This window comes from Ideonella flava, assembly GCF_051857595.1.
Taxonomy (GTDB): domain Bacteria; phylum Pseudomonadota; class Gammaproteobacteria; order Burkholderiales; family Burkholderiaceae_C; genus Ideonella.
Genome location: NZ_JBPZHD010000018.1, coordinates 1 through 23,991, shown reverse-complemented (window position 1 = coordinate 23,991; position 23,991 = coordinate 1). Strand labels below are relative to the sequence as shown.

Here is a 23,991-nt window from a genome sequence, read left to right as displayed (position 1 = left end):
CAAAGGCGGGTCAATCCGCCATGGTATCGACGACCACCGGATCGGCCGGCCGGGCGGTCGCGCGCACGTTGAGCCAGGCCCCGGCCGCCCCGCAGGCGGCGATGACGCCCATGCCGACGAAGGCCCAGCCGTCCGGCACCTGGCGGAACAGCAGCCAGCCCAGCACGGTGGCCACTGCGATCTGCAGGTAGACGAAGGGCATCAGCGTGGCCGTGGGCGCCATGCCGAGCGAGAGGATGAGGAAGAGATGGCCCACCGTGCCCAGCGCGCCTATGGCCAGCATCAGGCCGATCTGCCATCCGGGCGCCGACTGCAGCGTGGCCAGGACCGGGATCGGGCTCAGGATCAGGAAGGGCGTGAGGATCAGGGTGCCGGTCAGGCCGGTGTAGAAGTGGGTCGCGTACGGGCTCTCGCTGCCCGACAGCCTGCGCGTCAGCACCTGGAAGCTGGCATAGAAGAACGCGCCCGCCAGCGGGAACAGCACGGCCCAGCCGAACACGCCCGAGCCCGGCCGGATGACGATCAGCGCGCCGGCAAAGCCGCCGGCCACCAGGGCCCAGCGCAGCGCGCTCACCTTCTCGTGCAGCCACCAGCCGGCCAGAACGATCACCAGCAGAGGCGTGAGCATGTTGATCGCGGTGAACTCGGGCACCGGCATGTGCTGCACGCCGTAGAAGCTCATGGCGCTGGTGGCGGCCAGCAGCCCGCCGCGGATCACCTGGAAGCGCGGGTGGGCAGTGGCGAAGGCGCGCCGGCCCCCGCGCCAGGCCAGCCAGGCCGCCATCACCGTGGCCTGGAACGCATAGCGCGCCCAGAAGAAGAGCAGCACCGGCATTACCTGTCCGAGCAGCCGGCTGCTGGAGTCCATGCTGGCGAAACAGGTCGCCGCCAGCGCGATCAGCGTGACGCCCAGCAGCGGGCGCTGGCGCGGCAGGCTGGTGGGCAGCCTGCCCTTCACGCGGCGGCCGTGGCCGCGGCCAGCGCACCCGGCTCGCCGGGCCGCGGCGAGCGCCGGCCTTCGAGGGTGTCGGCCCAGACGGTCCACAGCGGCGTGACGCCGGGCGGCAGATCGGGCAGCGTGCCGAGCGGCGTGCGGCTCTCGCCGGGGGCGTGGAAGTCGCTGCCACGCGAAGCCATCAGGCCGAACTCCAGCGCCGTCTCGGCGTACCGCTTCACTTCGTCGGGGAAATGGCTGCCGCAGGTGACCTCCACCGCGCGGCCGCCGTGGCCCTGGAATTCGCTGAACAAGGCGAACTCCTCGTTCGGCGAGAAGCGATAGCGCGCAGGGTGGGCGATGGCTGCCACGCCGCCCGCGCCGGTGATCCAGCGGACCGCCTCGCCCAGCGAAGCCCAGCGGTGTGGCACGAAGCCGGGCTTGCCTTCCTTGAGGAAGCGGGTGAACACCTCGTGCACGTTGGCGCAATGCCCGTTCTCGACCAGGAAGCGGGCGAAGTGCGTGCGCGAGACCAGGTCAGGATTGGGAGCCAGCGCCAGCGCGCCTTCATACGCGCCGGGAATGCCGGCCGCGGCCAGGCTTTCGCCCATCTCGCGGGCCCTGTCGGCACGCCCGGCTCGCAGGGCGGCCAGGCCGGCGGCGAAGGCCTCGTCGTCGGGATCGAAACCGAAGCCCAGGATGTGGACGGTCTCGCCGATGAAGGTGACCGAGACCTCGACGCCGCTCACATAGGCCAGGCCGAGGGATTCGGCCGCGGCGCGTGCCTCGTGCTGGGCCACCAGTTCGTCATGGTCGGTCAGCGACCACAGCCGCACGCCGCCTTCGCGTGCGCGACTGGCCAGTTCGCCGGGGGTCAGGCTGCCGTCCGACGCGGTCGAATGGCAGTGGAGGTCGGCGTTGAGCGAATGCACCCCGGCATTGTAGGAAGCCACCCCCGGCCGCGCCGACGCGGGGACTTGCGCTCAGTGCGCGGCGCCGCCCAGGACGTGCTCGATGCGCCGGTCCGGCACCAGCCACCAGAGCGCGACCAGCACGTAGCACGCTTCGCCCAACCAGGGCACGAAGAAGGTCGACACGATGCCCGCGATGTAGAACAGCGGCGAGAGCTTGCCCTTGGCATCGCTGCCGAGGGCGCGGGCCAGCGTCGAGCCCGAGCCGTCGACCGCGATGATGGCCCGCTGCAGCAGCCAGTAGGCGCAGGCGGCCATCAGCAGCACGAAGCCGTACAGGGCCGAGGGCCAGGCGGCGAAGTGGTTCTCGCCCATCCAGCCGGTCGCAAAGGGGAACAGCGACAGCCAGAACAGCAGGTGCAGGTTGGCCCACAGCACGCGGCCGCTGACATGGCCCACCGCGTGCAGCAGGTGGTGGTGGTTGTTCCAGTAGATGCCGACGTAGATGAAGCTGAGCACGTAGCTCAGGAAGACCGGCCACAGCGGTGCCAGCTCGGCCAGCGTGTCGCCGTGGGGCACCTTCATCTCCAGCACCATGATCGTGATGATGATGGCGATCACGCCGTCGCTGAACGCTTCCAGCCGGTTCTTGCCCATCCGCTTGCTCCTGATTGCCGGGCGCGAGTGTCGCACCGGCCGGCTGCGGGGGAGTCAGCTTGAGCGGGAGGCGTGGATGCGGCCGCCGCTGAGATCGAAGATCTGCTGCACCAGGTCCATGCGCTTCGGGCCGGTCCAGTCGGGATGGGCCAGGTCGATCACATGGGCCGGGAAGGGCGGATCGAGCAGCGCGCGCAACTCGGCCCACTCGTGGTGAGGGCTGGGCTGGTCGAGCGATGTCGAGCGCTCGATGACCAGCAGGTGCAGCACCCAGCCGCGTGCGCGGGTGTCGGTCTTGGCCACCAGCCAGGCGCGGCCGACGGCCCGCTCGCGCTTGAGCCGCTCCAGCAGCGGGCGCAGGGTGCGGCCGCCCATCTTCGCCGTGGTCAGGATCTGCGGGCCGGTGAAGTCGGTCAGCACCGTCATGGCCTGGTCCATCTCGCGCTCCAGCTCGGCGATGCGCAGCCGCACGGCTCGCAGCGCCTCTATGCCCTCGCGCTGGATCAGCGCGCGCTCCAGGCGCCGCGCGGCGGGCAACGCCCAGCTGCGGTCGTGGCTTTCGGCCGGGCCGCTGTCACCTTCTCCGTCCGGTTGCGACAGGTCGCGCAGCAGCCCGAGCGCCTCGTTGGCATCGGGCGGCAGATCGGGCAGCAGATGACGCGACGGCAGCAGGCCCCGCGCATCGAGCAACGCGCAGGCCAGCAGGTGCCGTGCCCCGGGACTGCGGGGGTGCCGCTGCACCGCCTCGCGGGCGATAGGCACGGCGGCCGCCGGCCCGTCTACCTGGCTGGCGGTGCGTATCCACAGCAGGTGGTCGTCCAGCGAGACGGGGCGGCCGGCATGGCTTTCGGCCAGCTCGGTCAGCAGCTTCTGCCGCTCCCGGTGGGCGTGGTGCACGTCGGCCCATTCGCCGGCCACTTCGCGCTGCCAATAGGCGTCCAGCAGATCGATCCAGCTGTCGAGCTGGCGCCCGAGCAGCGAATCTGCAGCGCTGCGGCCCTCGCTGGCGCGCTTGGACAGGCGCGCGGCGTCGCCGGTCAGCGCCAGGCGGTCCCGCAACGAGGGGCGCAGGTCGCCGCGAGGCGGCAGCGATTGCAACGCATCGTGCAGCCAGCCCTTGGCCTGAGGATGGCGCAGGCTGGCCGCGATCAGGGCACGCAGCTCGCGCAGGGGCAGGACGTTGGGCAGATGGGACTCGCGCGCCGCGGCCCAGCGCTGCGGCCAGAACACCTCGTCGAGGAAGCGCTGCTGCACGGCCGGGCCCAGCAGCGACGTGGCCAGGGGCTGCGCTCCGCACCGGGCCAGCACCAGGCGATCGGCGAGCGCGGCCTCGTCGCGGCCTATGACGACGGCGCGGGCTTCGAAGCGCGGCAGGAGGCGCGTCATGAACGGGGCGAGGACAGCGTCCTGCCACCGCGGCAGCAGCCGTGACGGCGTCCACGCGGCCGACAGCGAAGCCCAGGTGCGACGCTGGCGTTCTATCCACGGTGCGGGCTCCTTCAGCGCACGCCGCCAGTCGGACTCGCGCCGCAGGGGGACGAGGGCATGCATGACCAGCGCGGCCAGGGGCTCGGTGCCCAGCGCCATCATCAAGGGCAGTCCGATGACCAGCACCTGGCGCGGCCAGCCGAGCAGGCCCAGGCGCGGCTGGGCCAGGAGCCTGACATCCAGCGAGACATCGAAGCGCAGCTCGTCGACAGGGGCGGCGCCCAGGGCTTCGCGCGCCTTCTCGACCAGCGCGTGGATCTCCTTGGCCTGCGCAGGCCCGATGGCCACGCCGGGCGCGGGGGCCGCGCGCAGGCGCACCGCCCGTACCAGCGGCCAGGCCGCGGCAGCGATCAGCAGACCGAACAGCAGCCAGGGCCAGCCGGTGTCCGAGCGCCACCAGACCACCAGCGTGAGCAGCGCCGAAAGCAGCAGCAGCAGCGCCAGGCCGACCAGCGTGCCGAGCGCCATCGCCGCATCCAGGAAAGTGCGGCGCGCGAATTCCCGCGGCTGGTCGCGCCAGCTGTTGGTATGCCGCCCCACCTGGCGGCGAAACCATGCGTCATCCATCATCGTGGAAGCGTCGTCTTTATGTCTCGTGAACAGACCCGGCCTGGCCGGACTGCTCGAGCCCCCTCGGGGACGGGCTCGCCGCCAGCTCGGGCTGCGGGCGCATTTCATCAGGAAACCAAGGTCCGACCCACTGGTGCCGGGAAGGACGCCCGATTGTGGCCCTGCGCGCCGTGCATCCGGCGTGATGTCCTGCGCGCTTGCGGCCGCCGCGTAGGCCGCTTGTGCAACGCCGTGTGAGCGCTCGGCCCCGGCTCAGCGCTCGACGCGCAGCAGCTGCCCTTCGTCGGTCAGCAGGTAGATCCAGCCGTCGGGCCCCTGGCGGACGCAGCGCACGCGCTGGTTCAACTGGCCCTTCAGGGGCTCGTCGCGCGAGACCTCGGCGTGGCCGTTCAACACCACGCGCCACAGCGTCTGCCCGGCCAGCGCGCCTATGAAGGCATGGCCGCGCCACTCGGGGAACCCGCTGCCGGAGTAGATCAGCAGCGAACCCGGCGCCGTGGACACCGGCACCCAGTAGGCCACCGGTTCCACATAGTCCGGTGCGTGCGTGCCGCCACCGATGCGGCAGCCATTGCCGACCGGCGAGCCGTACTCGCAGCCGTAGCTGACCCGTGGCCAGCCATGGTTGCCGCCGCGTTGCACGGCGTTGAGCTCGTCGCCACCCTGCGGGCCGTGCTCGGTGTTCCACAGCTCGCCGGTGTCCGGGTGGATCGCAAGGCCTTGCGGGTTGCGATGGCCGTAGCTCCAGATCTCCGGCCGCGCCCCGGCGCCGAGGCTGGGGTTGTCGGGCGGGATCGAGCCGTCGGGCCGGATGCGCACGATCTTGCCGAGCGAGGTCGCCAGGTCCTGGGCCGGGCTGCCCTGCATACGCTCGCCGAGCGAGATGAAGAGAGTGCCGTCCGAGGCGAAGGCCATGCGCGAGCCGAAGTGACCGATGCCGCCGACCTTGGGCACCTGGCGGTAGATGACCTGCAGCTCCTGCAAGGCGTTGCCCGCCACGCGCGCCCTGGCGACCGCCGTGCCGGCGAGGCCGGTTTCGTTGCCGGTCCCGGGCTCGGAATAGCTGAGGTAGACACGGCTGTTGTGGGCGAAGTCCGGGTCGAGCACGATGTCCAGCAAGCCCCCCTGGCCGGCGCTGGCCACCGCCGGGACGCCGGTGACCTCGGCCTCCACGGTCCGGCCATCCGCCGACAGGCGCCGCAGGCGGCCCGCCTTCTCGGTGACCAGCAGGCGCCCGTCCGGCAGGAAGGCCAGGCTCCACGGGGCGCTCAGCGCGCTCGTCAGCGTCGTGACGCGGGTCGAGCCGGGCGGCGGCGGGGGAGATGGCGGAGGCGGGGCCGGCGCCATGCCATCGCTTCCGCCGCCTCCGCAGCCACTGCCGATCGAGGCCCAGCCAGCGGCCAGGGCGGCCCACCGCGAAGCCCGGGCCAGCCATTCGCGGCGTGCCACGCCATCGGGTGGCTGGGGAGCAGGAGGCAGCGCGGGCATGGTGCCTCGATGGTCTCACTGCCGCGTGGCCCTGGGAACAGCAGGGGCTGTCCTACACCGGCGCGGGCGGCAGGCCGATGGAGGGCCGCACCGCACGCCGGCAGCATGGGTCATTGACCATGGAGGCCTTGATGAACGCCACCCGAAACATCCCTCGCATCGCGACGGCCGTGATGCTGGCGGCGGCCGCCTCGATGCCGGCCGTCTCCGCCCCCGCCCCGCACCCCGCGCCGGTCCCTGTTCCCTCGCCGGTTCCGGGTCCTAACCCGACGCCGCAGCCGCCGCAACCTTCGCCCCTGCCCACGCCCACACCGGTGCCTACTCCGAATCCTGCACCGGTGCCGCTGCCGACGCCGACCCCGGTTCCGCAGCCCTCGCCGTTGCCGTCACCGACCCCGGTGGTGCCTCAGCCTCCCGCTTCGGCCGCCTCGGCACCCATGCCGCCGGTGCCGGCCCCAGTCCCGGCGCCTTCGCCACCGCCGATGCGATAGCCGGTCAGCCGAGGGTGGCCCGCAAGGCCGGCGCCAGCCGGCCGACCAGCGGGGCTATGCGTTCGGGGGCGCATCCGGCATAGGAGAGCACCAGGCCGCGGTGCGATCGGCCGACGCAATAAGCCGACAGCGGGATCACGCTGACGCCCAGCGCTGCGCAACGAGTGGCGAGCATCTGGTCGTCGACACGCGCCGGCAGCGCCAGCGCCAGATGGACCCCCCGTGCGCCGCCCAGCAATCGCAGGCGCGAGGGGTCGGCCATCAACTCCGGCACGGCCCGCCACAAGGCCTGGACCAGGGCTTCGCGCCGGGCGCCGTACTCGCGGCGCAGGGCGCGGACGTGAGAGCCATAGTGGCCTTCGGCGATGAAGCGGGCCAGCGCCTGTTGCACCAGCTGGTCGCCGTCGCGGTAGAAGTCGGCGGAGGCATCGCCGAAGACGCTCGCCAGGCCGGCCGGCACGACGAGGAAGCCGACCCGGATGCCGGGGTACATGGTCTTGCTGAAGCTGCCGAGGTAGAGCACGCGCTGGCCACCGGCGGTGTCGCTGTCCAGTCCCTGCAGCGACGGGAAGGGCATGCCGGTGTAGCGGTACTCGCTGTCGTAGTCGTCCTCGACCAGCAGCGTGCCGTGCTCGCGGGCATGGGCCAGCCAATCGAGCCGGCGGGCCAGCGGCATCACTGCACCGGTGGGGAACTGGTGAGATGGCGTGAGGTAGGCCAGCCGCGGCCGGGGTGCGCCTCGCGCAGGGGCGGGCGGCACCGGCATCCCGTCGTCGTCGACGTCCATCGCTTGCAGCGACAGCCCCAGGTCGGCCAAGGCCTGGCTGGCCCCCCAATAGCAGGGGTTCTCGATCCACACCGCGTCGCCCGGATCGCACAGCAGCCGGGCGATGAGGTCCAGCGACTGCGCGGTGCTGTCGGTGACGATGACCTGGCGGCTCTCGCAGCGCACTCCGCGGGTGGTTCGAACGTGCTGTGCAATGGCCTCCCGCAGCGCCGGTGCGCCGCCCGGCTCACCCGCGGCGAGCAGGGCCGCGTCGGCCTGGCGCAGGGGCTGCGCCAGCAGGCGGTTCCACAGCGCGTGAGGAAACAGCTCGGCATCGAAGCCGCCCGGGCAGAAGGGCTGCCGGGCCCAGAAGCGGTGCAGAGGATGGCCCTGATAGCGCCGGCCGCGGGCGGACAGGGCGGGCGCGGTGAGTCGGCCCGGAGCGGGGGCTGCCTTGCTGGCGGGCCGGGCGCTCACCTGCTCGGGCGTCACGCGGCAGGCATAGGTCCCCGACCCCTGGCCGGCGACGACGAAGCCCTCGGCGGCCAGCTGCGCGTACACCGCCACCAGGGTGTTGCGTGCCACGCCCAGGCGCTCGGCCAGGGCCCGCGTCGCTGGCAGCCGCTGGCCGGGCGCGACCACGCCTTGCAGGACGGCTTCGCGCAGCCCCTGCGCCAGGCGCGCACCCAACGTCTGCCCGGCGGCTGTGGGTCGGCCGGCGAGCCATTCGGCCAGCGAGTCGGTGGGCTCAGCGTCGTTCAAATGGACCAATCGGGTTCATGGAAAGTGGACCATCACACTGGTCCACTTGGATCCTATCATCGGGGTTCGCCGTCATCCGTTCCCCCTGTCCATGGATTTCATCAGCCCGCTGCCCCCCTTCGAACGTGCCCAGGCCGAGGCGGCGCTGGAGCGCGTCGGCGCGAAAGCCGTGGAATGCGCCCTGGGAGATTTCACCTCCCTGGCGCGCGGCAAGCGGGTGCACCGTGAGGACTTCCTGTCGCTCGGCGGCTGCCGGCTGCCCTCGGTCGCCCTGGGTCTGACGCTGACGGCCGGCGAGCCGGAAGCGGTGTTCGGCCCGATGCTGCCCGCCAGCTACATCGACATGCACCTGAGGCCGGACCTGGCCACGCTCGCCCCGCGCCCCGGCCGCCCCGGCGAGGCAACGGTGGTCTGCGAGCCGGCAGGGCGCTGGTGGTCCGATCATCACGGCCGCGAGATCGACGCCGCCGAACTGTCGCCACGGGCCGCGCTTCGCCGCGTGCTCGCCGCCTTCGAGGCCGCCGGCCTGCAGGCGCGGGTGGCGCCCGAGCTGGAGTTGTTCCTGCTGCACCGCGAAGAGGCCGCCGGCCGCGTCACCCTCGCCAGTGCCCGAGCCAGGCCCGGTGCGCCGGCGCGCGAGGCCGCATGCGAGGCCTTCTCGCTCGAACGTGCGAGCCATTTCGAGGCCTACTTCGACGAGCTCTACGCGGCCAGCGAGGCGCTCGGCATTCCGCTGTCCGGCCACGCCCACGAATCGGCGCTGTCGCAGTTCGAAGTGAACTTCCACCCCGGCGCGCCGCTGGCCCAGGCCGACGCGGTGTTCCGCTTCAAGCGCCTGGCACGCGAGGTTGCCGCCCGCCATGGCTTCCTGGCGAGCTTCGCGGCCAAGCCTTTCCTCGACCAGCCGGGCACCGGCATGCACTGGCACTTCAGCGTGCAGCGGCGCGGCGGCAGCGCCGGCGCCGGCGCCGGCGCCGAATGGCCGCACCTGTTCGCCCACGAGAGCGGCGAGTCGAGCGAGGCCCTCGGCCACTTCATTGCCGGCCTGCAGCGGCACACCCCGGCGGCGATGGCTTTCTTCGCGCCGCACGACATGGCCTACGACCGCATCGCCTTGTCGGACGCCTCGCCCTCGCATGCCAGCTGGGGCGGCGAAGACCGCTCGCTCGCGTTCCGCATCCCCGCGTCGGGCCCGGCTTCGCGCCGAGTCGAGAACCGCCTGCCCGGCGGCGACGCCAATCCGTATCTCACCGTCGCGGCCACGCTGGGGCTGGGCCTGGTTGGCCTGCGTGCAGCGCAGGCACCGCACCCCGGTGCCGACGAGGCTCACGCCCTGCCGCGCACGCTGCCCGCGGCGCTCGATGCGCTCGAAGCCAGCGCGGCCCTGCGCGAGCTCTTCGGCGCGCCGCTGGTCGACGCCTACGTCGCCATCAAGCGCCACGAACACGCCGAGCGCCACGCGCTGGCCGACCCGCGCCAGCAATGGGACCTGGTCCACCTCATAGAACTGGCATGAGGCCCCCAAGCTTCCTTCCGGTCGCTACCCCCCAAGGGGGCTCTTGCAGCGGCCCGGCAAAGCCGGTTCCGCGCAAGGCCCTTGGTTCCCTGTGCGTTTCGCCTTCCGATGCACGGTGAGTCGGCCTTTGTCAGAAAGCCTTCAATGTTCCGCAGCAGCCCGCAGCACACCGACACCTACTACGCCGCCACCTCGCGCGAGTGGCAGGTCGAGCGCCCGGCGCTGGCCGAGTCGATGACGGCCGACGTCTGCGTCGTCGGTGCCGGCTTCTTCGGCCTGTACTGCGCGCTGGAGCTGGCGCGCGCCGGCAAGAAGGTCGTGGTGCTAGAGGCCAGTCGGGTGGGCTGGGGTGCCTCCGGCCGCAATGGCGGGCAGATGATCATCGGCTTTCCCTGCGGCATGCAGCGGCTCAAGGGCGTGATGGGCCAGGAGCGGGCCCGCGAGATGTTCGACGAGTCGCGCCGCGCGGTGCAGCAGATCCGGGGCCTGATGGCCGACGAGCGGATCGATTGCGACCTCGTCGAGGGCCACCTGGAGGTGGCGGTGCTGCCGCGCCGCGTAGCCGACCTGACCGACTGGATCGAGGAATGCGAGACCGAGTGGGGCTACCGCCGGCTGCAGTTCGTCGACAAGGCCGAGCTGCCGAAGTTCCTGAACTCCTCGCGCTACCAGGCCGGCATCATCGACCCCGAAGGCGCGCACATCCACCCGCTGAAGTACGTGCTCGGGCTGGCGCGCGCCGTCGAGGCGGCGGGCGTGCGGATCTTCGAGCAGAGCCGTGTCGAGGGCTACGAAGAGGGTCCGGGGAGCGTCACTGTCCGTGTCGCTGGCGGCATGGCGGTGAAGTGCGACCAGCTGGTGCTGGGCGCCAACGCCTATGTCGACAAGGTCGAGCGCAAGCTGGCCGCCCGCATGCTGCCCGTGGGGACCTTCATCGGCGTGACCGAGGTGCTGGGCGAGTCGGCCTGCCGCAGCCTCATCCCGCACAACCACGCGGTCTACGACAACCAGTTCATCCTCGAGTACTTCCGCACCACCGCCGACCACCGGCTGCTTTTCGGCGGCAAGTGCACCTACCTCGGCGGCACGCCGCTGAACCTGCCCGAGGCGATGAAGACCAACATCCTGCGCGCCTTCCCGTCGCTGAAGACCGCGAAGATGGACTACGCCTGGGGCGGCCACATCGACATCACCATGCGCCGCATGCCGGACTGGGGCCGCCGCGACGACCGCATCTTCTGGGCCCAGGGCTTCTGCGGCCACGGCCTGGTGCCCACGCGGGTCGCCGCCACCCTGGTCACCGAGGCCATGCAGGGCCGCACCGAGCGGCTGGACTGGTTCCAGGGCATCGTCAACCCGCCGTTCCCGGGCGGCGAGCGCCTGGGCGGCCTCATGCAGGCCGTCGGCATGGGCTGGTACCGGGTTCGCGACCTCGTCTGACCTGCAGCCGGTTTCGCCCCCGGCATTCCCCTCCTGGTCCGATGGCGTTGGTTCGCCCGCAGCGGCTGCCTACACTGCCATGGCGCCCTGCGGCCCGCCGGGCGCGTCACATCAACCCGAGGAGCAATGCCATGAAGCTGGAGGGTTATTTCGGCGCGACCATGCTGGCCGCCGCCTTGTCGATCACGTCTGTGTCGGCCCTTGCGCAGGAGTCGAGCTACACACCGGGCACGGTATGGCAGTTCTCGAGCATCCAGGTCGAGCCGGGCCAGTTCGAGAAGTACGTCGACTACCTCGCCGGCAACTGGCGCAAGATCAACGAGCTGGGCAAGAAGGAGGGCATGGTCGTCTCGTACCACGTCTTCACGGTCAATGACGCACGCAAGGACGAGCCCGACCTGATCCTGGCCGTCGAGTACAAGGATTACTACTCCAACGCCCAGCAGTTGGCGCTGCAGAAGAAGATCGAGGCCATGCTGGCCAGCGACGCCCACAAGATGGATGCGGCCTCGGGCGAGCGCAAGGTGATGCGCAAGCTGGTCGGCAACATGCAGCTGCAGGAGTTGCAGCTCAAGTAGCGGCCAGCCTGCGCAGAAGAGGGCGGAAGGGACGAGCCCCTGCGCCTCTTCCCGCCGGTCCTAGAAGTTCATCCTCAAGCCCGCCATCAGCCCGCGCCCTGGCAGGGGCGCCAGGTCGCGAACGGTGGAGATGGTCGTGGCGTTGTAGGCCAGCTCGTCCGTCACGTTGTTCAGCTTGGCGAACACCAGGCCATCGGCCTGGCCCAGGCGCACGCGGTAGCTGGCCGAGAGATTCAGCATCGTCCAGGCAGGAGTGGCCGTGTCGTTCGACGGCACCCGGTCCTGCTTCTCGGCGTGCTGCACTTCGGCTCGGGCGGACCAGTCGCCGAACTGCCAGGTCAGGCCCGCCGTGAGGCGCAGCGGCGCCAGCCGCGGCAGCGGCTCGTGGCTGGCCAGGTCGTCACCGCGGATCCAGTCGGCGTGTCCGTCGAGGTCGAGCCGATGGGCGCCATCCAGCAGTCGCGTCTGCCCTTCCAGCTCGAAGCCATAGAGCCGGGCCGGAACGCCGCGGAACTCGTAGACCGGGAAGGATTCGCCTTCGTCCACGACATCCGGCTCGCCGGTGGCCTGCAGCGCAATGTAGTTGCTGAAGCGGCTGTAGAAGGTGCTGGCCTTCAAGTGCGTGTCGCCGCGTTTCCACTGCAGACCGAGGTCGAGGTGGCGGCCGCGCTCCATGTCCTGGTCCAGATTGCCGCGCTCGTAGGTGCCGGTGGCGGCATGGATGCCGTTGGCGTAGATCTCGTAGCTGACCGGCGCGCGCTCGGTGTAAGAGAGGTTGGACGAGAGCTGCCACTCGCGATCCAGCGCATAGGTGACGCCCACCGAGGCGTTGAGCGGCGAGAAGCTGCGCTGCTGCGGCGGGCCGAACTTCTCTTGCGCGGCGTCCTCGGCATCGCCTTCGGAGTCGACGTGGTCATGCTCGTAGCGCAGGCCGGCACTCAGCTGAAGCGCCTGCAGCCTCCATTGCTCGAGCGCGAAGAAGGCGGCCTGGTGGCTGTGGGTGGTGGGCACGAAGCCTTCCTCGCCCAGCGCCTCGAAGGTGGAGCTTTCGCCCTGCAGGCCGAAGACGCCCTCCAGCTCGCCGCCGGCGAGGGTCAGCTTGCGGTGGACGGCCTCGACGCGGTAGTCGAAGCCGTCGTTCTTGAAGGTGGTGCCGACCTCGCCGCTGGCCTCGACCTCCTGGTGCTGGTAGCTCGTTTGCGCCAGCTGGCCGCGCACGGTGGTGAAGAAGCCGTCCAGGTCGCGCACCTCGCCGGCCAGGGCCAGCTTGTCGCGCTTCATGTGGATGACGACGCCTTCCTCGGCCACCGCACCGTAGTCGTTGCGGTAGGCATCGGCGGCGGCGCCGAGGTAGCCGTGATCCCACACGAACGAGCCGCCCACCGCGCCACCCTTGGCCTCGCTGGCCGAATCGCGGATGCGGTCGCGGCGCTCGGTGCTGCCGTCGTCCATCGGGCGGTTGAACTCGGGCACCCGCATGTCGTCGGTCTGGCGCCAGAAGCCGTCGGCGTGCAGCGCGAAGCCGTTGCCGCCCGTCTCGACGAGGGCGCTGGCGCCGCGCTCGTCGGCCGGGCCGCCGAGCCGCACTTCGGCGGCGCCCTTGACGCCGTCGATCGACTCGCGCGGGATGCGGTTGTCGATCGCGTTGACCACGCCGCCGACGGCGCTGCCGCCGTACAGCAGCGCGGCCGGCCCGCGCAGCACCTCGATGCGCTCGACCACCAGCGGATCGATGGGCACGGCGTGGTCATAGCTCAGGCTGGAGGCATCCAGCGAAGCACCGGCGTTGCTCATCACGCGGATGCGGTCGCCGTCCTGGCCGCGGATGACCGGGCGGTTGGCATTGGGCCCGAAGTAGCTGGCGGACACGCCGGGCAGGCCGTCCAGGGTCTCGCCGAGGGAGCTGCCGCGGCGCAGCGTCAGCTTGTCTCCGCCGAGCGTGGTGGAGGGCGCGGCGATGTCGTCGCTCGCCAGCGGGTTGCCAGTGACGACGATGGTCTGGGTGCCTCCGGAGGCCGTGGCAGCGACCGTCGACTGGGCCCAGCCGGCGGCGGGGACCAGGGCGGCCAGGGCGGCGGCCAGTGCCACGGCGCGGGGGCGGGTGGGGAAGGAGGAAGCGGAGGAAGCGCGGGAGAAAGGAAGGCGTGTGTTCATGGACGTGGTCGGGCCGGCGACGGGCGTCACCGGCACGGCGTGATCGGGCCGCGCAAGGCGGCGGAGGCGTTCGCCGACGCGCCACGCGGCGAGGCGTGGCGGTCGGGCATGGCGAAAAAACCGCGCGGAAGGCGCGGCGCAGAGGGTCAGGCGCGCCGGGGCGGCGCGCGGCTCTGGTAGCCCAGCGACGGGGCAGAGCCCGCCGCTGCCGTGCCCTGAGGGGCCTGCAGCCACTGCGCCAGCGGCGGATGCGGCACGACCGGCAGGGCCGAGGCCGGGCCGGCGCCCTGCACAGCGGCCGAGGCCAGGCACAGGCCGCAGGCGGCGACGTGGACGGCCTTCTGGTCGCCGTCCTCTTCGGCAGCCCTCGCGGCGGCGTGCGACAGCTCATGCCATGCCGCCGCGGTCTGCGCCAGCGGCAGCAGCAGGGCCAGCCACAGCAGCCAGGGCAGGCTGATGCGGGGTCGATGGCGAGAGCGCAGGGGGTTCATCGCAAGCCGCGGTGCCTAGCCCGAGGCCCGTGCATCGCCCGCCTGGGCGACCCGCAGGACCGCCTCGACGTGGCCGGCCGCCTGGGCGTCGGTCCAGTGGTCGGCGGCGTCGCCGACGACCACCTCGATCATCGCGTGGCCCGGCCAGATCGAGTGGGCGCTGCGACCCGCCACCCAGAAGCCGCTGGCCTGGGCCTGCGACGCCAGGGCGGCATCGAGCCGCGCCCGCTCCACCGGCAGGTGCAGCTGGAACGAGTTGGTCTGCGGCGGTTCAGGGGCGATACGCGCCCCTGGCACACGCGCCAGCGCCTGGGCCAGGCCCAGCGCCCGCTCACGGTAGGCGGCCATGCGAGGCAGGTGCCGGTCCAGGCCGGCCATGGCCGAAAGCACGTAGGGGAACACGGTGTAGAGGTTGCCGGCCAGGCGCGTCTGCCAGGGCCTGACGCGGGCGATGAAGTCCTCGGATCCGGCGAGCACGCAGCCCCCCAGGCCGCCCAGCCCCTTGTAGAACGAGACGTAGACCGAGTCGGCCAGGGCGGCTATCGCGGCCGGTTCGCGGCCGTAGAAAGGCGAGGCCTCCCACAGCCGGGCGCCGTCGAAGTGCAAGGGCACCTGGTGCTCGCGGCACCACAGGCTCAGCGCGACCAGATCGTCCCAAGGGGGCAGTCGGTAGCCGCCGCGGCGCAGCGGGAGTTCGGCGACGACCGCCGAAGGCCGCTCGACAGCCAGGGCCCGCAGGTCGTCGACCTGCAGCGGCTGGTCGATGCCGCCGACCCGCAGGCTGCGCAGGCCCATCAGCTGCTCGTAGGCCAGTGATTCGTCCAGCTCGATGTGGGACTGGCGATGAAGCGCCACGGGCGCGTGCGGCCGATCCGCGGCCCACACGCGCAGGGCGGCCAGTTGCGCGGCCACGCCCTTGTGCATGAACAGCGCCGCCGGCTTGCCCACGAGAGTCGCCACGCGGCGCTGCAGGAGGTCGATCAGCGCGCCCTCGCCGTACTGGTCGAGGCCGCCCTCGGCCTGCGGCAGCGCCGCGAGTTCAGTCAGCGCCTCGCGCATCGAGCGTCGCGGCAGGTGGCCGCTCAGCCAGGCCGAGCAGGCATCCCGGGCGGCGTTCAGGTCGGCGGCGCTTCGGGTCAGTGGAGCTTGCATCGATCGATCATCCTTCAGGCAGCGCGCGCCGCGCGCGATGGCATCAGCAGCGCGACCACCAAGCCCGCTGCCGCCAGCGCCCAGACGATCACCGCGCCAGAGGGCAGGTCCCACAGCGCCGACAGGGCCAGTCCGGCCGCGTAGCCGGCTGCGCCGAGCGCATAGCCGACGAAGTGGCGGCGCGGGCCCTGCAGCCCGCGAGTGGCCAGCGCCGGGATGATGAGGCTGGAGAAGACGAGGTACACGCCGACCAGCTGCACCGACGCCGTCACCGCCAGCGCGAAGACGCCGTAGAAACCGAAGCGGCCGAGACGCCGCACCAGCCCGAAGCCGAGGGCCGCGACCAGCACCGCGGTAAGGCCCGCCAGCCAGGCCAGCTGGGAGGTGGTGACCCACAGGATCTGTCCGACCAGCAGCTCCTTGAGGTGCTCGCCGCCGTGCGGGTTGCCGGCCAGGAGCAGGATGCCGGCGCACGCGGCGAGGATGAACATCACGCCGATCAGCGCCTCCTGCTGCTCGGGCAGCTTCTTCTCGGTCCAGGTGAGCAGCAGCGCGCCCAGAAGAGCGGCACAGACGGCAGCCGCCTGCACGGCCACGCCGCCTTCGGGCAGGCCCATCGCATCGGCCGCGATCACGCCGAGGCCGGCGATCTGCGCGATCGCGAGGTCGATGAAGACGATGCCTCGGTCCAGCACCTGGGTGCCGAGCGGGACGTGGGTCAGCAGCACCAGCAGGCCGGCGGCGAGGGCCGGGCCGAGGATGCCCGCATCGAGCGCGCTCCAGTTCATTTCGCCGGGCCTGCCGCCGCGGCCAGCAGCTGCGACAGCGTGTCGTCGAACAGGCCGAAAAGATCCTTGGCGCCCGGCGTGCCGCCCACCGTGAAGGCCAGCTTGACCGCCGGGATGCCGGCGTTCCTGCTCAGCCACTCCGAGGGGCGTGGGTCCTGGTAGGCCGCGTGGATCACCATCCGCGCCGGCGTGCCCTTGAGCGTGGCCAGCACGCCCTGCAGATGGGCCGCGCTTGGCTCTACGCCGGGCTTGGGCTCCAGCACCGCCACCTCCTTCAGGCCCAGCCAGTCGTAGAGGTAGACGAAGGCCTTGTGCTGCGAGACGACGGGCAGGCCCTTCAGTGGCGCGGCCTGGGTGTTCCAGCGGGCCATCGCCTGCTGCCAGCGCTGGCTGAAGTCGGCTGCGCGCCGCGCGTAGTCCGCGGCGTGAGCCGGGTCGACCTGCTGCAGCCGCGCGGCGAGGGCGGTGGCGACCTGGGCGATGTTGCGCGGATCGGTCTGGATGTGCGGGTTGCCGGCGGCGTGCACGTCGCCCTGGGCGCGATCGAGCTGCGTGGGCACCTCGAGCTTGCGCACCACGTCCGCCGCGGCGAAGTGGCCGGGCTGCCCCGGCTGGACCTTGGCATTGCCGGCCTGCTGCAGCAGCACCGGCAGCCAGCCGATCTCGAGCTCGGCGCCGGTGCAGACGACGAGGTCGGCATTGCGCGTGCGGGCGATCAGGCTCGGCTTGGCCTGGATCTGGTGCGGGTCCTGCAGCGCACTGGTGGCCACGCTCACGTCGACCAGGTCGCCGCCGAGCTCCTGCGCGAGCGCGCCCCACTCGGGCTCGCAGGCGAAGACACGCAGGGCCGCCTGGGCGGGCAGGGAAAGCAGCAGCGAGGAAGTCGCCAGGGCAAGAGTCAGGAAGGACTTCTTCATCGGGGACTCCTCGTTCAGAAGCTGTGGGCGCCGTGCGCGCCGAGGCTCATCTGGTACTGCAGCATCAGCTGGTTGTCGGCCGCGCCCTGGCGCGACCGGTCCTGCGCCCACTGCAGGCGCACGCGCGAGAACTCGCTGGGGTTGAAGTCCAGCATCAGGCTGGTCTTGCGCGGCGTGTAGCTGGGCAGCGCGTAAAGGGCGCTGTTGGCGCCGTAGTCCGGCGTGCCGCCGTCGAGCTGCTCGGTGCGCACGCCCAGCCGCCAGCGGGGCACGAACTGCCACACGCCCTGCAGGTACCAGCCGGACTGGGTCGAGCGGTAGGCGGCGGTGCTGGCGCCGTCGGGCGTCAGCTCGCCGCTGCGGCGGCTTTGCATGTACTCGCCTTGCAGCTTGAAGTTGGTGCGCGTGGCGTTGCCGTCGGGCGCCCACTTCCACACGCCGTCGGCCACCCAGACGCGGGTGTGGCCGCTGAAGGCGGCAGCGAGCGGGCTGCCGTCGGCGCCGTCGCCCACCAGGCCGAGGCCGTCGGCCTGGGCATTCAGCACCGACAGCCCGGCGCGCCAGCTGTGGCTGTCGCCGACGTCGCCGCCGGTGTGGGCGCTGAAGGCCGCCATGCCGATGCCGTTGCGGCTGTTGTCGCCGCCCGGGAAGCCGCGCCCGCGGCCCAGCTCCAGGCCCAGCTCGATGAACTGGTCGGTGGGCGCCAGCCAGCTCAGCTGCAGGCCGTCGTCGCCGTGCTGCCCGCCCAGGAAGGCCTGGTAGGCCAGCGGCGCGTCGGCAAAGTCCCAGGTGTGGCTGTGCTGCGAGTTCAGGTAGCCGATGCCGGACAGGAAGCGGCCGGCCTTGAGGCTGAAGCCTTCGCCCAGGGCGGTGGTCTGGATGTAGGCCTCCTCGACCTCGACCTCGTTGTCCGGGGCGAGCGCGATGTTGGCCACTCCGCGCAGCCAGGGGTCGATGCTGGCGGCCAGGCCGAGCTCGGATTCGGCCAGGTTGAAACCGCGGTCGCCGGGGCCGATCTCGCCCGCCTGCGGCCGCTGGAAGCCGCTGAGGCGCCACTGCGCCGGATCCTGCGAGCTGCGGGTGTAGCCGCCCGAGAGGATGAGCGACATGGCGGGGTTGAAGGCGTTGGCGCCACCGGCGCCGCCCGACGGGGCGGGCGCAGCCGCAGTCGAGGGCGTCGCGGGCGTCGCGGGGGCCGCCGGCTGAACGTTGGCAGCCTGCGCTTCAGCGGCCTTCAGCCGGGCCTCGAGGTCCTGCAGGCGCGCCTCGTAGGCGCTGCGCATGGCGGCGATCTCCTCGCGCAGCGCTTTCAGGTCGGCGGTGGCGGGGGAAGTCTGGGCGTGCGCGCTCCAGGGCGCCGCCAAGGCGAGCACCAGGCCCACCGGCAACAGCTTGTTCATGAACGGTCGACTCCAGCGGACGGATCGGAAGGCGCGGGCTCGCCGCTGTGAGGCGACGCCGGCGCGTTGTGCGAACGATCAGCGGGAGAAGACGGGGGGCGCGCGGCTGAGGTAGCCCAGCACCGGCGCGGTGCCCGCGGCCGCCAGGCCGATCCGGGCTTGCAGCCACTGCACCAGGGCCGGATGCCGCAGGTGGGGCGTGGCCGAGGCAGTGCCGGCGCCATGCACCGCGGCAGACGCGAGGCACAAGCCGCAAGCGGCGGCGTGCACGGCCTTCTGGTCGCCATCCTGCTCGGCCGCCTGGGAGGCGGCGTGCGACAGCTCATGCCAGGCCGCGGCCGTCTGCGCCAGGGGCAGCAGCAGGGCCAGCCACAGCAGCCAGGGCAGGCTGATGCGCGGCAGTCGGCGAGGCAGTGGGCGGTTCATGGCAAGCCGCGGATCTTACGCCCGGCCGTAGGATCGGCCGATGCACACCAAGCTCGACGTCATCGTCATCGGCCTGGGCGCGATGGGCAGCTCGGCCGCCTCTCACCTGGCCCAGCGCGGCGCCCGGGTGCTGGGAATCGACCGCTTCACGCCGCCGCATGCCTGGGGTTCTTCGCATGGCCAGACCCGCATCATCCGGGAGGCCTACTTCGAGGATCCGCTCTACGTGCCGCTGGTGCAGCAGGCCTACCTTCTGTGGCGCGAGCTGGAGGCGCAAAGCGGCCGCACGCTGCTGCGCCAGACCGGCGCCCTGATGATCGGCCCGCAGGACGGCGTCCTCGTGCGGGGGGCACGCCTGAGCGCCGAGCGGCACGGTCTCGCGCACGAGATGCTCGATGCGGACGAGGTGACCCGGCGCTTTGCCGTCCTGCGACCCGAACCCGGCATGGTGGCGGTCTGGGAGCCGCGGGCCGGCGTGCTGTTCGCAGAGGCGTGCGTCGAGGCGCAGCTCGCGCTGGCACGCGCACACGGTGCGCAGATGTCTTTCGGCGAGCGCGTCCTCCGCTGGCAGGCCGATGGAGAAGGCGTGAAGGTCGAGACCGACCGTGGCTGTTACCGGGCCGGTCAACTGCTCATCACCGCCGGCGCCTGGGCCGGCACGCTGCTGCCGCCCGAGGTGCTGCCGGTCAGCGTCGAGCGGCAGGTGTTCCACTGGTTCGAGCCCGCCGCCCAGGCGCCGGCATTCGACATCTCGCGCTGCCCGGTGCACCTGTGGGAGAAGTCGCCGAGCCGGTACTTCTACGGCCTGCCCGACGTCGGCGACGGGGTGAAGGTCGGCATCCACCACGAAGGCCGAACGACCACGGCCGACGCTGTCGACCGCGAGGTACACCCGGCCGAGATCGACGAGATGCGCCGGCTGGTCCGCCGCTTCATCCCCGCCGCCGACGGCCCGCTCCGGGCCAGCTCGGTATGCCTGTACACGAACACGCCGGACGGCCACTTCTGGATCGACCGCCACTCCGGGCACCCCCAAGTGCTGATCGCCAGCCCCTGCTCCGGCCACGGCTTCAAGTTCGCGAGCGTCCTCGGCCTCGCACTGGCCCGTTGGCTGATCGACGGCGAACCCGGCGTCGACCTGAGCCGCTTCGCGCGTCGCTGAAGGCCGGAAGCTTGGCTCCCAGCCGCTGGCTGAGGACCTCGTCATTCACTCTGGAGCCCTCCTCATGGAGGAGGGCTGGGAGGTGCTGTCGAACCGGCTGGAGCCCACTCTCGGAGGGGGCTCGGGGGAGCCGAACGTTCGGCCAGTGCCAGCGGCCAGAGGCCGCTGGAGCCCACTCCCGGAGGGGGCTCGGGGGAGCTGTGTTGAGGGCGCGCTTGCGCGCCTAGGGCCGAAGGCCCTAGGCGCGCAATGCTGCGAACAGCAGCAGCCGCGCCTTCTCCCAGTCGCGCCGGACGGTGCGCTTGTTGAGGTCCAGCGCCTCGGCGATCTCGTCGTCCGAGTAGCCGCCGAAATAGCGCATCTCCACCACCACCGCCATGCGTGGTTCGGCCTGCTCCAGCGCGAGCAGGGCATCGTTGACCTGCAGGATCTCGGTCTCGCCGCCGGGCAGGTTGTCGCGGATCTGGGTGTTCAGCGTCAGGTCGGGCTGGCCGCCGCCGCGCCGCTCGGCCTGGCGTTCGCGCACCGTGTCGATGATCACCGAACGCATCACCCGCGACGAATAGGCGAAGAAGGCTTTGCGATCTTCCAGACGCAGGTGGCCGGCGGCCAGGAAGCGCAGGTAGGCCTCGTGCACCAGGGCCGTGGTCTCGAGCATGGTGTTGCGCCCGCCGCTGCGCAGGCGCGCGCGGGCGAGCTTGCGCAACTCGGGGTAGGCCGCGGCGAAGAGTTCGTCGCGGGCCGCGGGGTGGTCGCTGCCGACCTGCTGGATGAGCTGAGTCAGGCTCGTCATGCGGAGCCTCCTCCCGTGAGCGCCCGCCCACGGGCGCCAATGCCCGGATTGTGCGTCCCCCGAAAAGGTCCATGTGTCATTTCTTTGTGGCGGGTGCAACCTGATCAAGGGCGAGCAGGCATGACGCCGTGGGAACCCGGGTGTCATGCTGGCCATTCGTCGTTTTTTCGCCCCGGCCATGTCCTCGTCGACGGCGCGAATGCGTCTGACTGGGACAGGACGAAGTTTCCGCAGGCGAGGAGGGACATCATGCGTCGAGACCCCACGAATACGCGGCTGGGGCGCAAGCTCGCGGCCGCCGGGGCCCTGGCCGCCATGCCGGCCCTGGCGGCGGCCGCGGACGGCTGGAATGAAGGCTGCCAGTGCTACCGCAACATGGCCTGGGGCGCCGTCGAGTGGTTCGAGCCCGAGGTGCGCCAGGTCCTGAAGCAGGATCTCGACTACTTTCCCGTCGCGCGCGACCAGGCGCCGACTCCGGTGATCGTCTACGCCCATGCGGCGATGACGACCAAGTACATCGGCCTCACCCAGGGCACCTACCTGACGATGGTGCAGCCGGCCCGCGCGGCCGGAATGTCGGTGATCAGCGTGGAGTACCGCCACCCGGTGAAGGACGACTACATCGTCCCACCTCCCCACGATGACATCGCGGAAGCCGTGCGCTGGATCCGCGGGCATGCCGAATCACTGAACCTGGACGCCGACAACGTCTTCCTGCTGGGCCATTCGCGCGGCACGCTCGCCTTGTGGACGGCCCTGCGCTACCAGCGCGACACGCAAGTGCGTGTCAACGCGGTCTACGGCTACAACGCCCAGATCACCTACCGCGGCAACGAGATGGCCGAGCGCTTCCTGGTCGAGCCCGACCGCGCCGGCTTCGTGGCGGACTATGAGGCCCGGCATCCGCAGCATGAGCTGTTCGGGTCCGCGGTGGCCGAATCGGGGGTGGCCAATCCCCCCATCCTGCTGCACTACGAGTACGCGTTCTACCGCCGGCTCGTGACGGCATCCGAGTTCACCGAGCACCACCCGGATTCCGGCCTTGCGATGTGCCATACGCTGCTGCTGCGGACGCCTTCCGCGCCTTGCACGGCGGTCGACCAGATTCCCCGGGGCCAGGCCTATGACGGCGTCGTCGACTTCTTCCTGCAATACGTGCGCTAGCGAGGCGACGCTGCAGGGGCGCTCAACCGCCGCCGCCGTCCCACAGGCCGGCGGGATTCCAGCCCGCCAATGCCCGCCTGCGCAGGTTCGTGACGATGCTCGCGTACGCAGGATCGGCCACGAGGTCATTCGCTTCGGCGTTGCGCTCCGGTCCGCGCATCTCGTAGAGCTGCTCCATGCCGTCGCCGTACCAGCAGTACTTGAAGCGGCGGGTGCGGATCATCCGGGCCGGGATGTCGCGCCGGTTGTTCTCCGAGAAGGCGACGCGGTCCAGGCCGGCATCCTGGCCGTTCATCAGCGGCACCAGGCTGCGCCCCTCCAGCGTGGCGGGCGGTGGCAGGCCGCAGAGCTCGCACAGCGTGGGGAACAGGTCGATGGTGTTGACCGGCACGTCCACGGCGCGCAGCTGGGCGCCCAGCGCCGAGGGCAGAGACACGATCACCGGGACCCGTGCCGAGCCTTCGAGAAAGGTGTTCTTGTACCAGATGCCGTGCTGTCCCAGCATCTCGCCGTGGTCGGACATGTACAGCACGATGGTCCGCTCGCGCAGGCCGAGGGCGTCCAGGCGGGCGAGCACCCGGGCCACCTGGTCGTCCATGTAGCTGACCATGCCGTAGTACATCCGCCGGGCACGGTCCGCCTCAGCCCGGGTGAGCTTGTCGATCTCGTACAGCGTGCGATCGCCCTTCATCGCCGTGCTGAGGTCGTCCAGCATGGCCTGGGTCACGCGGGGGCGGGGGATGGAGACGTCGGCGTAGCGCGCGAAGTACTCGGGCTGGATGCAGTAGGGGAAGTGCGGCTTCACGTACGAGACGCCGAGGAAGAACCGCTGGCCAGCGTTCGCGTCCAGGAAGGCCAGGGCCTGCTCGGTGGCCACGGTGTCCTCGTTCAGGTCGGTGCCCCAGTAGGCGGTCGAGGCCTCGCGGACCAGCCGCGTCTGCTCCGGGTAGGGCAGGCCGGCGTCGATGAAGCGCTGGCGCACGACCCTGTCGCAGTCCTCGCCCACTTCATCGAAGGCGTTCTTCAGCTCGTCCCAGTGCTGCTTTCCGAACCATCCGGTGCGAAGGCCCATGCGGCTGAAATACGGCCCCAGGGCCTCGTAGTTGGGCTCGTCGAGGCGGATGTTGGACGACATCCGCCCGGCGCAGAAGGCCCGTCGCGCGGATTCGCAGATCGGATCCGGCGTGTAGGCGCAGCCGAAGACCGTTCCCCTGGCCGCGAGGCCGTCGAGGGCCGGCGTCTGCACGATGCGGTCGCCTGCGAAGCCTGCAACGAAGGGATTGTGTTCGTCGGCCATCAGCCAGAGGATGTTGTAGTCGCCGGCGCTCTTCACGCGGGCCTGGCCGGGCAGGCTGGTCAGCCCCGCCAGGCCGGTGAGACTGGCCGTGGCCATGGTCTTGAGGACATCGCGGCGCGTGGGGCGCACGGGGGTCTTGGCGCGGGTCGCGCCAGGGGTTCGGTTCATGCGGTCACTCCCTTGAAAGCAGGAGGTAGGCAAAGCCAGGCCTTCTCGCGGCCATCGGGGCTGAGAGCGGGTCGCCTGGGGATGGGTCGCCCGGGAGGGCGTCGGGGAGCGAGGCGGCCTAACGCGCCGGATAGGCGGAAGGTGTTCGTGATCCCTGTTTGCCCAGACGCAATGCATCAGGCGTTGAGGACATCTCCTGGCGGTTGTGGCGTCATTTGTGTTTTGACTTGCGCCGAGGCGGCGCGTAGCCTTTGACGTTGGTCAAGGCAGGGGGCAGTGGTGGATCCAGGGGCGGCGCGTACGGTGGCAGGAAACATGGCGTTAGGTGCGCAAGACCTGGTTCGCCTGAGCCAGCTGCTGGAGCAGGCGCTGACGCTGGCGCCCGAGCAGCGGCAGGACTGGCTGGCGGGCCTGGCCGAGTCCGACCGGGCCTACCAGCCGGCGCTGCGGCGCATGTTCGCGCAGGCCGGCGAGGCCG

20 protein-coding genes are annotated in these 23,991 nt (G+C 71.3%); 5 read left to right on the top strand and 15 right to left on the bottom strand.

Translation table 11 applies throughout. The features are described from left to right. Nucleotides 1–10: 10 nt before the first annotated feature. The 6 genes from ACS5PM_RS30815 to pdxR all read right to left on the bottom strand — a co-directional run bounded on the left by ACS5PM_RS30815 (nt 11) and on the right by pdxR (nt 8,067). Nucleotides 11–958, bottom strand: a complete 948-nt coding sequence (locus ACS5PM_RS30815; protein WP_439391876.1) for a DMT family transporter — start codon at nt 956–958, stop codon at nt 11–13. Further along, the gene (locus tag ACS5PM_RS30810; RefSeq protein WP_439391875.1) at nt 955–1,866 is read right to left on the bottom strand and encodes a PHP domain-containing protein; all 912 of its coding nucleotides are present in this window, start codon (nt 1,864–1,866) and stop codon (nt 955–957) included. Before ACS5PM_RS30810 ends, ACS5PM_RS30815 begins: the two co-directional genes overlap by 4 nt. A gap of 51 nt (nt 1,867–1,917) precedes the next feature. Continuing rightward, nucleotides 1,918–2,502 (bottom strand): TMEM175 family protein, encoded by a 585-nt coding sequence (locus ACS5PM_RS30805; protein ID WP_439391874.1) that lies wholly within the window; start codon nt 2,500–2,502, stop codon nt 1,918–1,920. 54 nt (nt 2,503–2,556) lie between these two features. Then, nucleotides 2,557–4,560 (bottom strand): hypothetical protein, encoded by a 2,004-nt coding sequence (locus tag ACS5PM_RS30800; protein WP_439391873.1) that lies wholly within the window; start codon nt 4,558–4,560, stop codon nt 2,557–2,559. A 252-nt stretch (nt 4,561–4,812) separates the two neighbouring features. Beyond that, a complete protein-coding gene (locus tag ACS5PM_RS30795) occupies nt 4,813–6,048 on the bottom strand; it encodes a PQQ-dependent sugar dehydrogenase (RefSeq protein ID WP_439391872.1) in 1,236 nt (411 codons plus the stop codon). A gap of 495 nt (nt 6,049–6,543) precedes the next feature. Further along, on the bottom strand, nt 6,544–8,067 hold the full coding sequence (gene pdxR, locus ACS5PM_RS30790) for a MocR-like pyridoxine biosynthesis transcription factor PdxR (protein ID WP_439391871.1): 1,524 nt from the start codon (nt 8,065–8,067) through the stop codon (nt 6,544–6,546). Between the two features lie 91 nt (nt 8,068–8,158). Between pdxR and ACS5PM_RS30785 the strand changes: the two genes are divergently transcribed. The 3 genes from ACS5PM_RS30785 (at nt 8,159) to ACS5PM_RS30775 (ending at nt 11,601) form a co-directional block, all read left to right on the top strand. After that, the gene (locus ACS5PM_RS30785) at nt 8,159–9,583 is read left to right on the top strand and encodes a glutamine synthetase family protein (protein ID WP_439391870.1); all 1,425 of its coding nucleotides are present in this window, start codon (nt 8,159–8,161) and stop codon (nt 9,581–9,583) included. 144 nt (nt 9,584–9,727) lie between these two features. After that, nucleotides 9,728–11,023, top strand: coding sequence for an NAD(P)/FAD-dependent oxidoreductase (locus ACS5PM_RS30780; protein WP_439391869.1), 1,296 nt, complete (start codon nt 9,728–9,730; stop codon nt 11,021–11,023). A 131-nt stretch (nt 11,024–11,154) separates the two neighbouring features. Next, nucleotides 11,155–11,601 (top strand): hypothetical protein, encoded by a 447-nt coding sequence (locus ACS5PM_RS30775; protein WP_439391868.1) that lies wholly within the window; start codon nt 11,155–11,157, stop codon nt 11,599–11,601. A 60-nt stretch (nt 11,602–11,661) separates the two neighbouring features. On the opposite strand, the gene ACS5PM_RS30770 is transcribed toward ACS5PM_RS30775, so the two are convergent. From ACS5PM_RS30770 to ACS5PM_RS30740, 7 genes are all read right to left on the bottom strand, one after another. After that, nucleotides 11,662–13,755: a TonB-dependent receptor gene (locus tag ACS5PM_RS30770; protein WP_439391867.1), complete on the bottom strand. Its 2,094-nt coding sequence runs from the start codon at nt 13,753–13,755 to the stop codon at nt 11,662–11,664. A gap of 146 nt (nt 13,756–13,901) precedes the next feature. After that, the gene (locus ACS5PM_RS30765) at nt 13,902–14,246 is read right to left on the bottom strand and encodes a hypothetical protein (RefSeq protein ID WP_439391865.1); all 345 of its coding nucleotides are present in this window, start codon (nt 14,244–14,246) and stop codon (nt 13,902–13,904) included. Between the two features lie 15 nt (nt 14,247–14,261). Next, complete coding sequence (locus ACS5PM_RS30760) at nt 14,262–15,398, bottom strand: threonine aldolase family protein (RefSeq protein ID WP_439391864.1); 1,137 nt, start codon at nt 15,396–15,398, stop codon at nt 14,262–14,264. A 14-nt stretch (nt 15,399–15,412) separates the two neighbouring features. Continuing rightward, complete coding sequence (locus ACS5PM_RS30755) at nt 15,413–16,186, bottom strand: metal ABC transporter permease (protein ID WP_439391863.1); 774 nt, start codon at nt 16,184–16,186, stop codon at nt 15,413–15,415. Continuing rightward, nucleotides 16,183–17,103: a metal ABC transporter substrate-binding protein gene (locus ACS5PM_RS30750; protein ID WP_439391862.1), complete on the bottom strand. Its 921-nt coding sequence runs from the start codon at nt 17,101–17,103 to the stop codon at nt 16,183–16,185. The genes ACS5PM_RS30755 and ACS5PM_RS30750 overlap by 4 nt, the downstream gene beginning before the upstream one ends. Nucleotides 17,104–17,117: 14 nt before the next feature. Beyond that, nucleotides 17,118–18,503: a hypothetical protein gene (locus ACS5PM_RS30745; protein ID WP_439391861.1), complete on the bottom strand. Its 1,386-nt coding sequence runs from the start codon at nt 18,501–18,503 to the stop codon at nt 17,118–17,120. A 78-nt stretch (nt 18,504–18,581) separates the two neighbouring features. Continuing rightward, the gene (locus ACS5PM_RS30740) at nt 18,582–18,929 is read right to left on the bottom strand and encodes a hypothetical protein (protein ID WP_439391860.1); all 348 of its coding nucleotides are present in this window, start codon (nt 18,927–18,929) and stop codon (nt 18,582–18,584) included. Nucleotides 18,930–18,969: 40 nt separating this feature from the next. Between ACS5PM_RS30740 and solA the strand changes: the two genes are divergently transcribed. Beyond that, nucleotides 18,970–20,091 carry an N-methyl-L-tryptophan oxidase gene (gene solA, locus ACS5PM_RS30735; protein ID WP_439391859.1) on the top strand — a complete coding sequence of 374 codons (1,122 nt, stop codon included), beginning with the start codon at nt 18,970–18,972 and terminating at the stop codon, nt 20,089–20,091. A 238-nt stretch (nt 20,092–20,329) separates the two neighbouring features. Here the strand turns inward: solA and ACS5PM_RS30730 are convergent, their stop codons facing one another. Beyond that, complete coding sequence (locus ACS5PM_RS30730; RefSeq protein ID WP_439391858.1) at nt 20,330–20,884, bottom strand: ECF-type sigma factor; 555 nt, start codon at nt 20,882–20,884, stop codon at nt 20,330–20,332. A gap of 249 nt (nt 20,885–21,133) precedes the next feature. Between ACS5PM_RS30730 and ACS5PM_RS30725 the strand changes: the two genes are divergently transcribed. Then, entirely contained in the window at nt 21,134–22,048 is a 915-nt protein-coding gene (locus ACS5PM_RS30725) for an alpha/beta hydrolase (protein ID WP_439391857.1), read from the top strand. Between the two features lie 22 nt (nt 22,049–22,070). Here the strand turns inward: ACS5PM_RS30725 and ACS5PM_RS30720 are convergent, their stop codons facing one another. Beyond that, complete coding sequence (locus ACS5PM_RS30720; RefSeq protein ID WP_439391856.1) at nt 22,071–23,513, bottom strand: sulfatase-like hydrolase/transferase; 1,443 nt, start codon at nt 23,511–23,513, stop codon at nt 22,071–22,073. Nucleotides 23,514–23,991 lie beyond the last annotated feature (478 nt).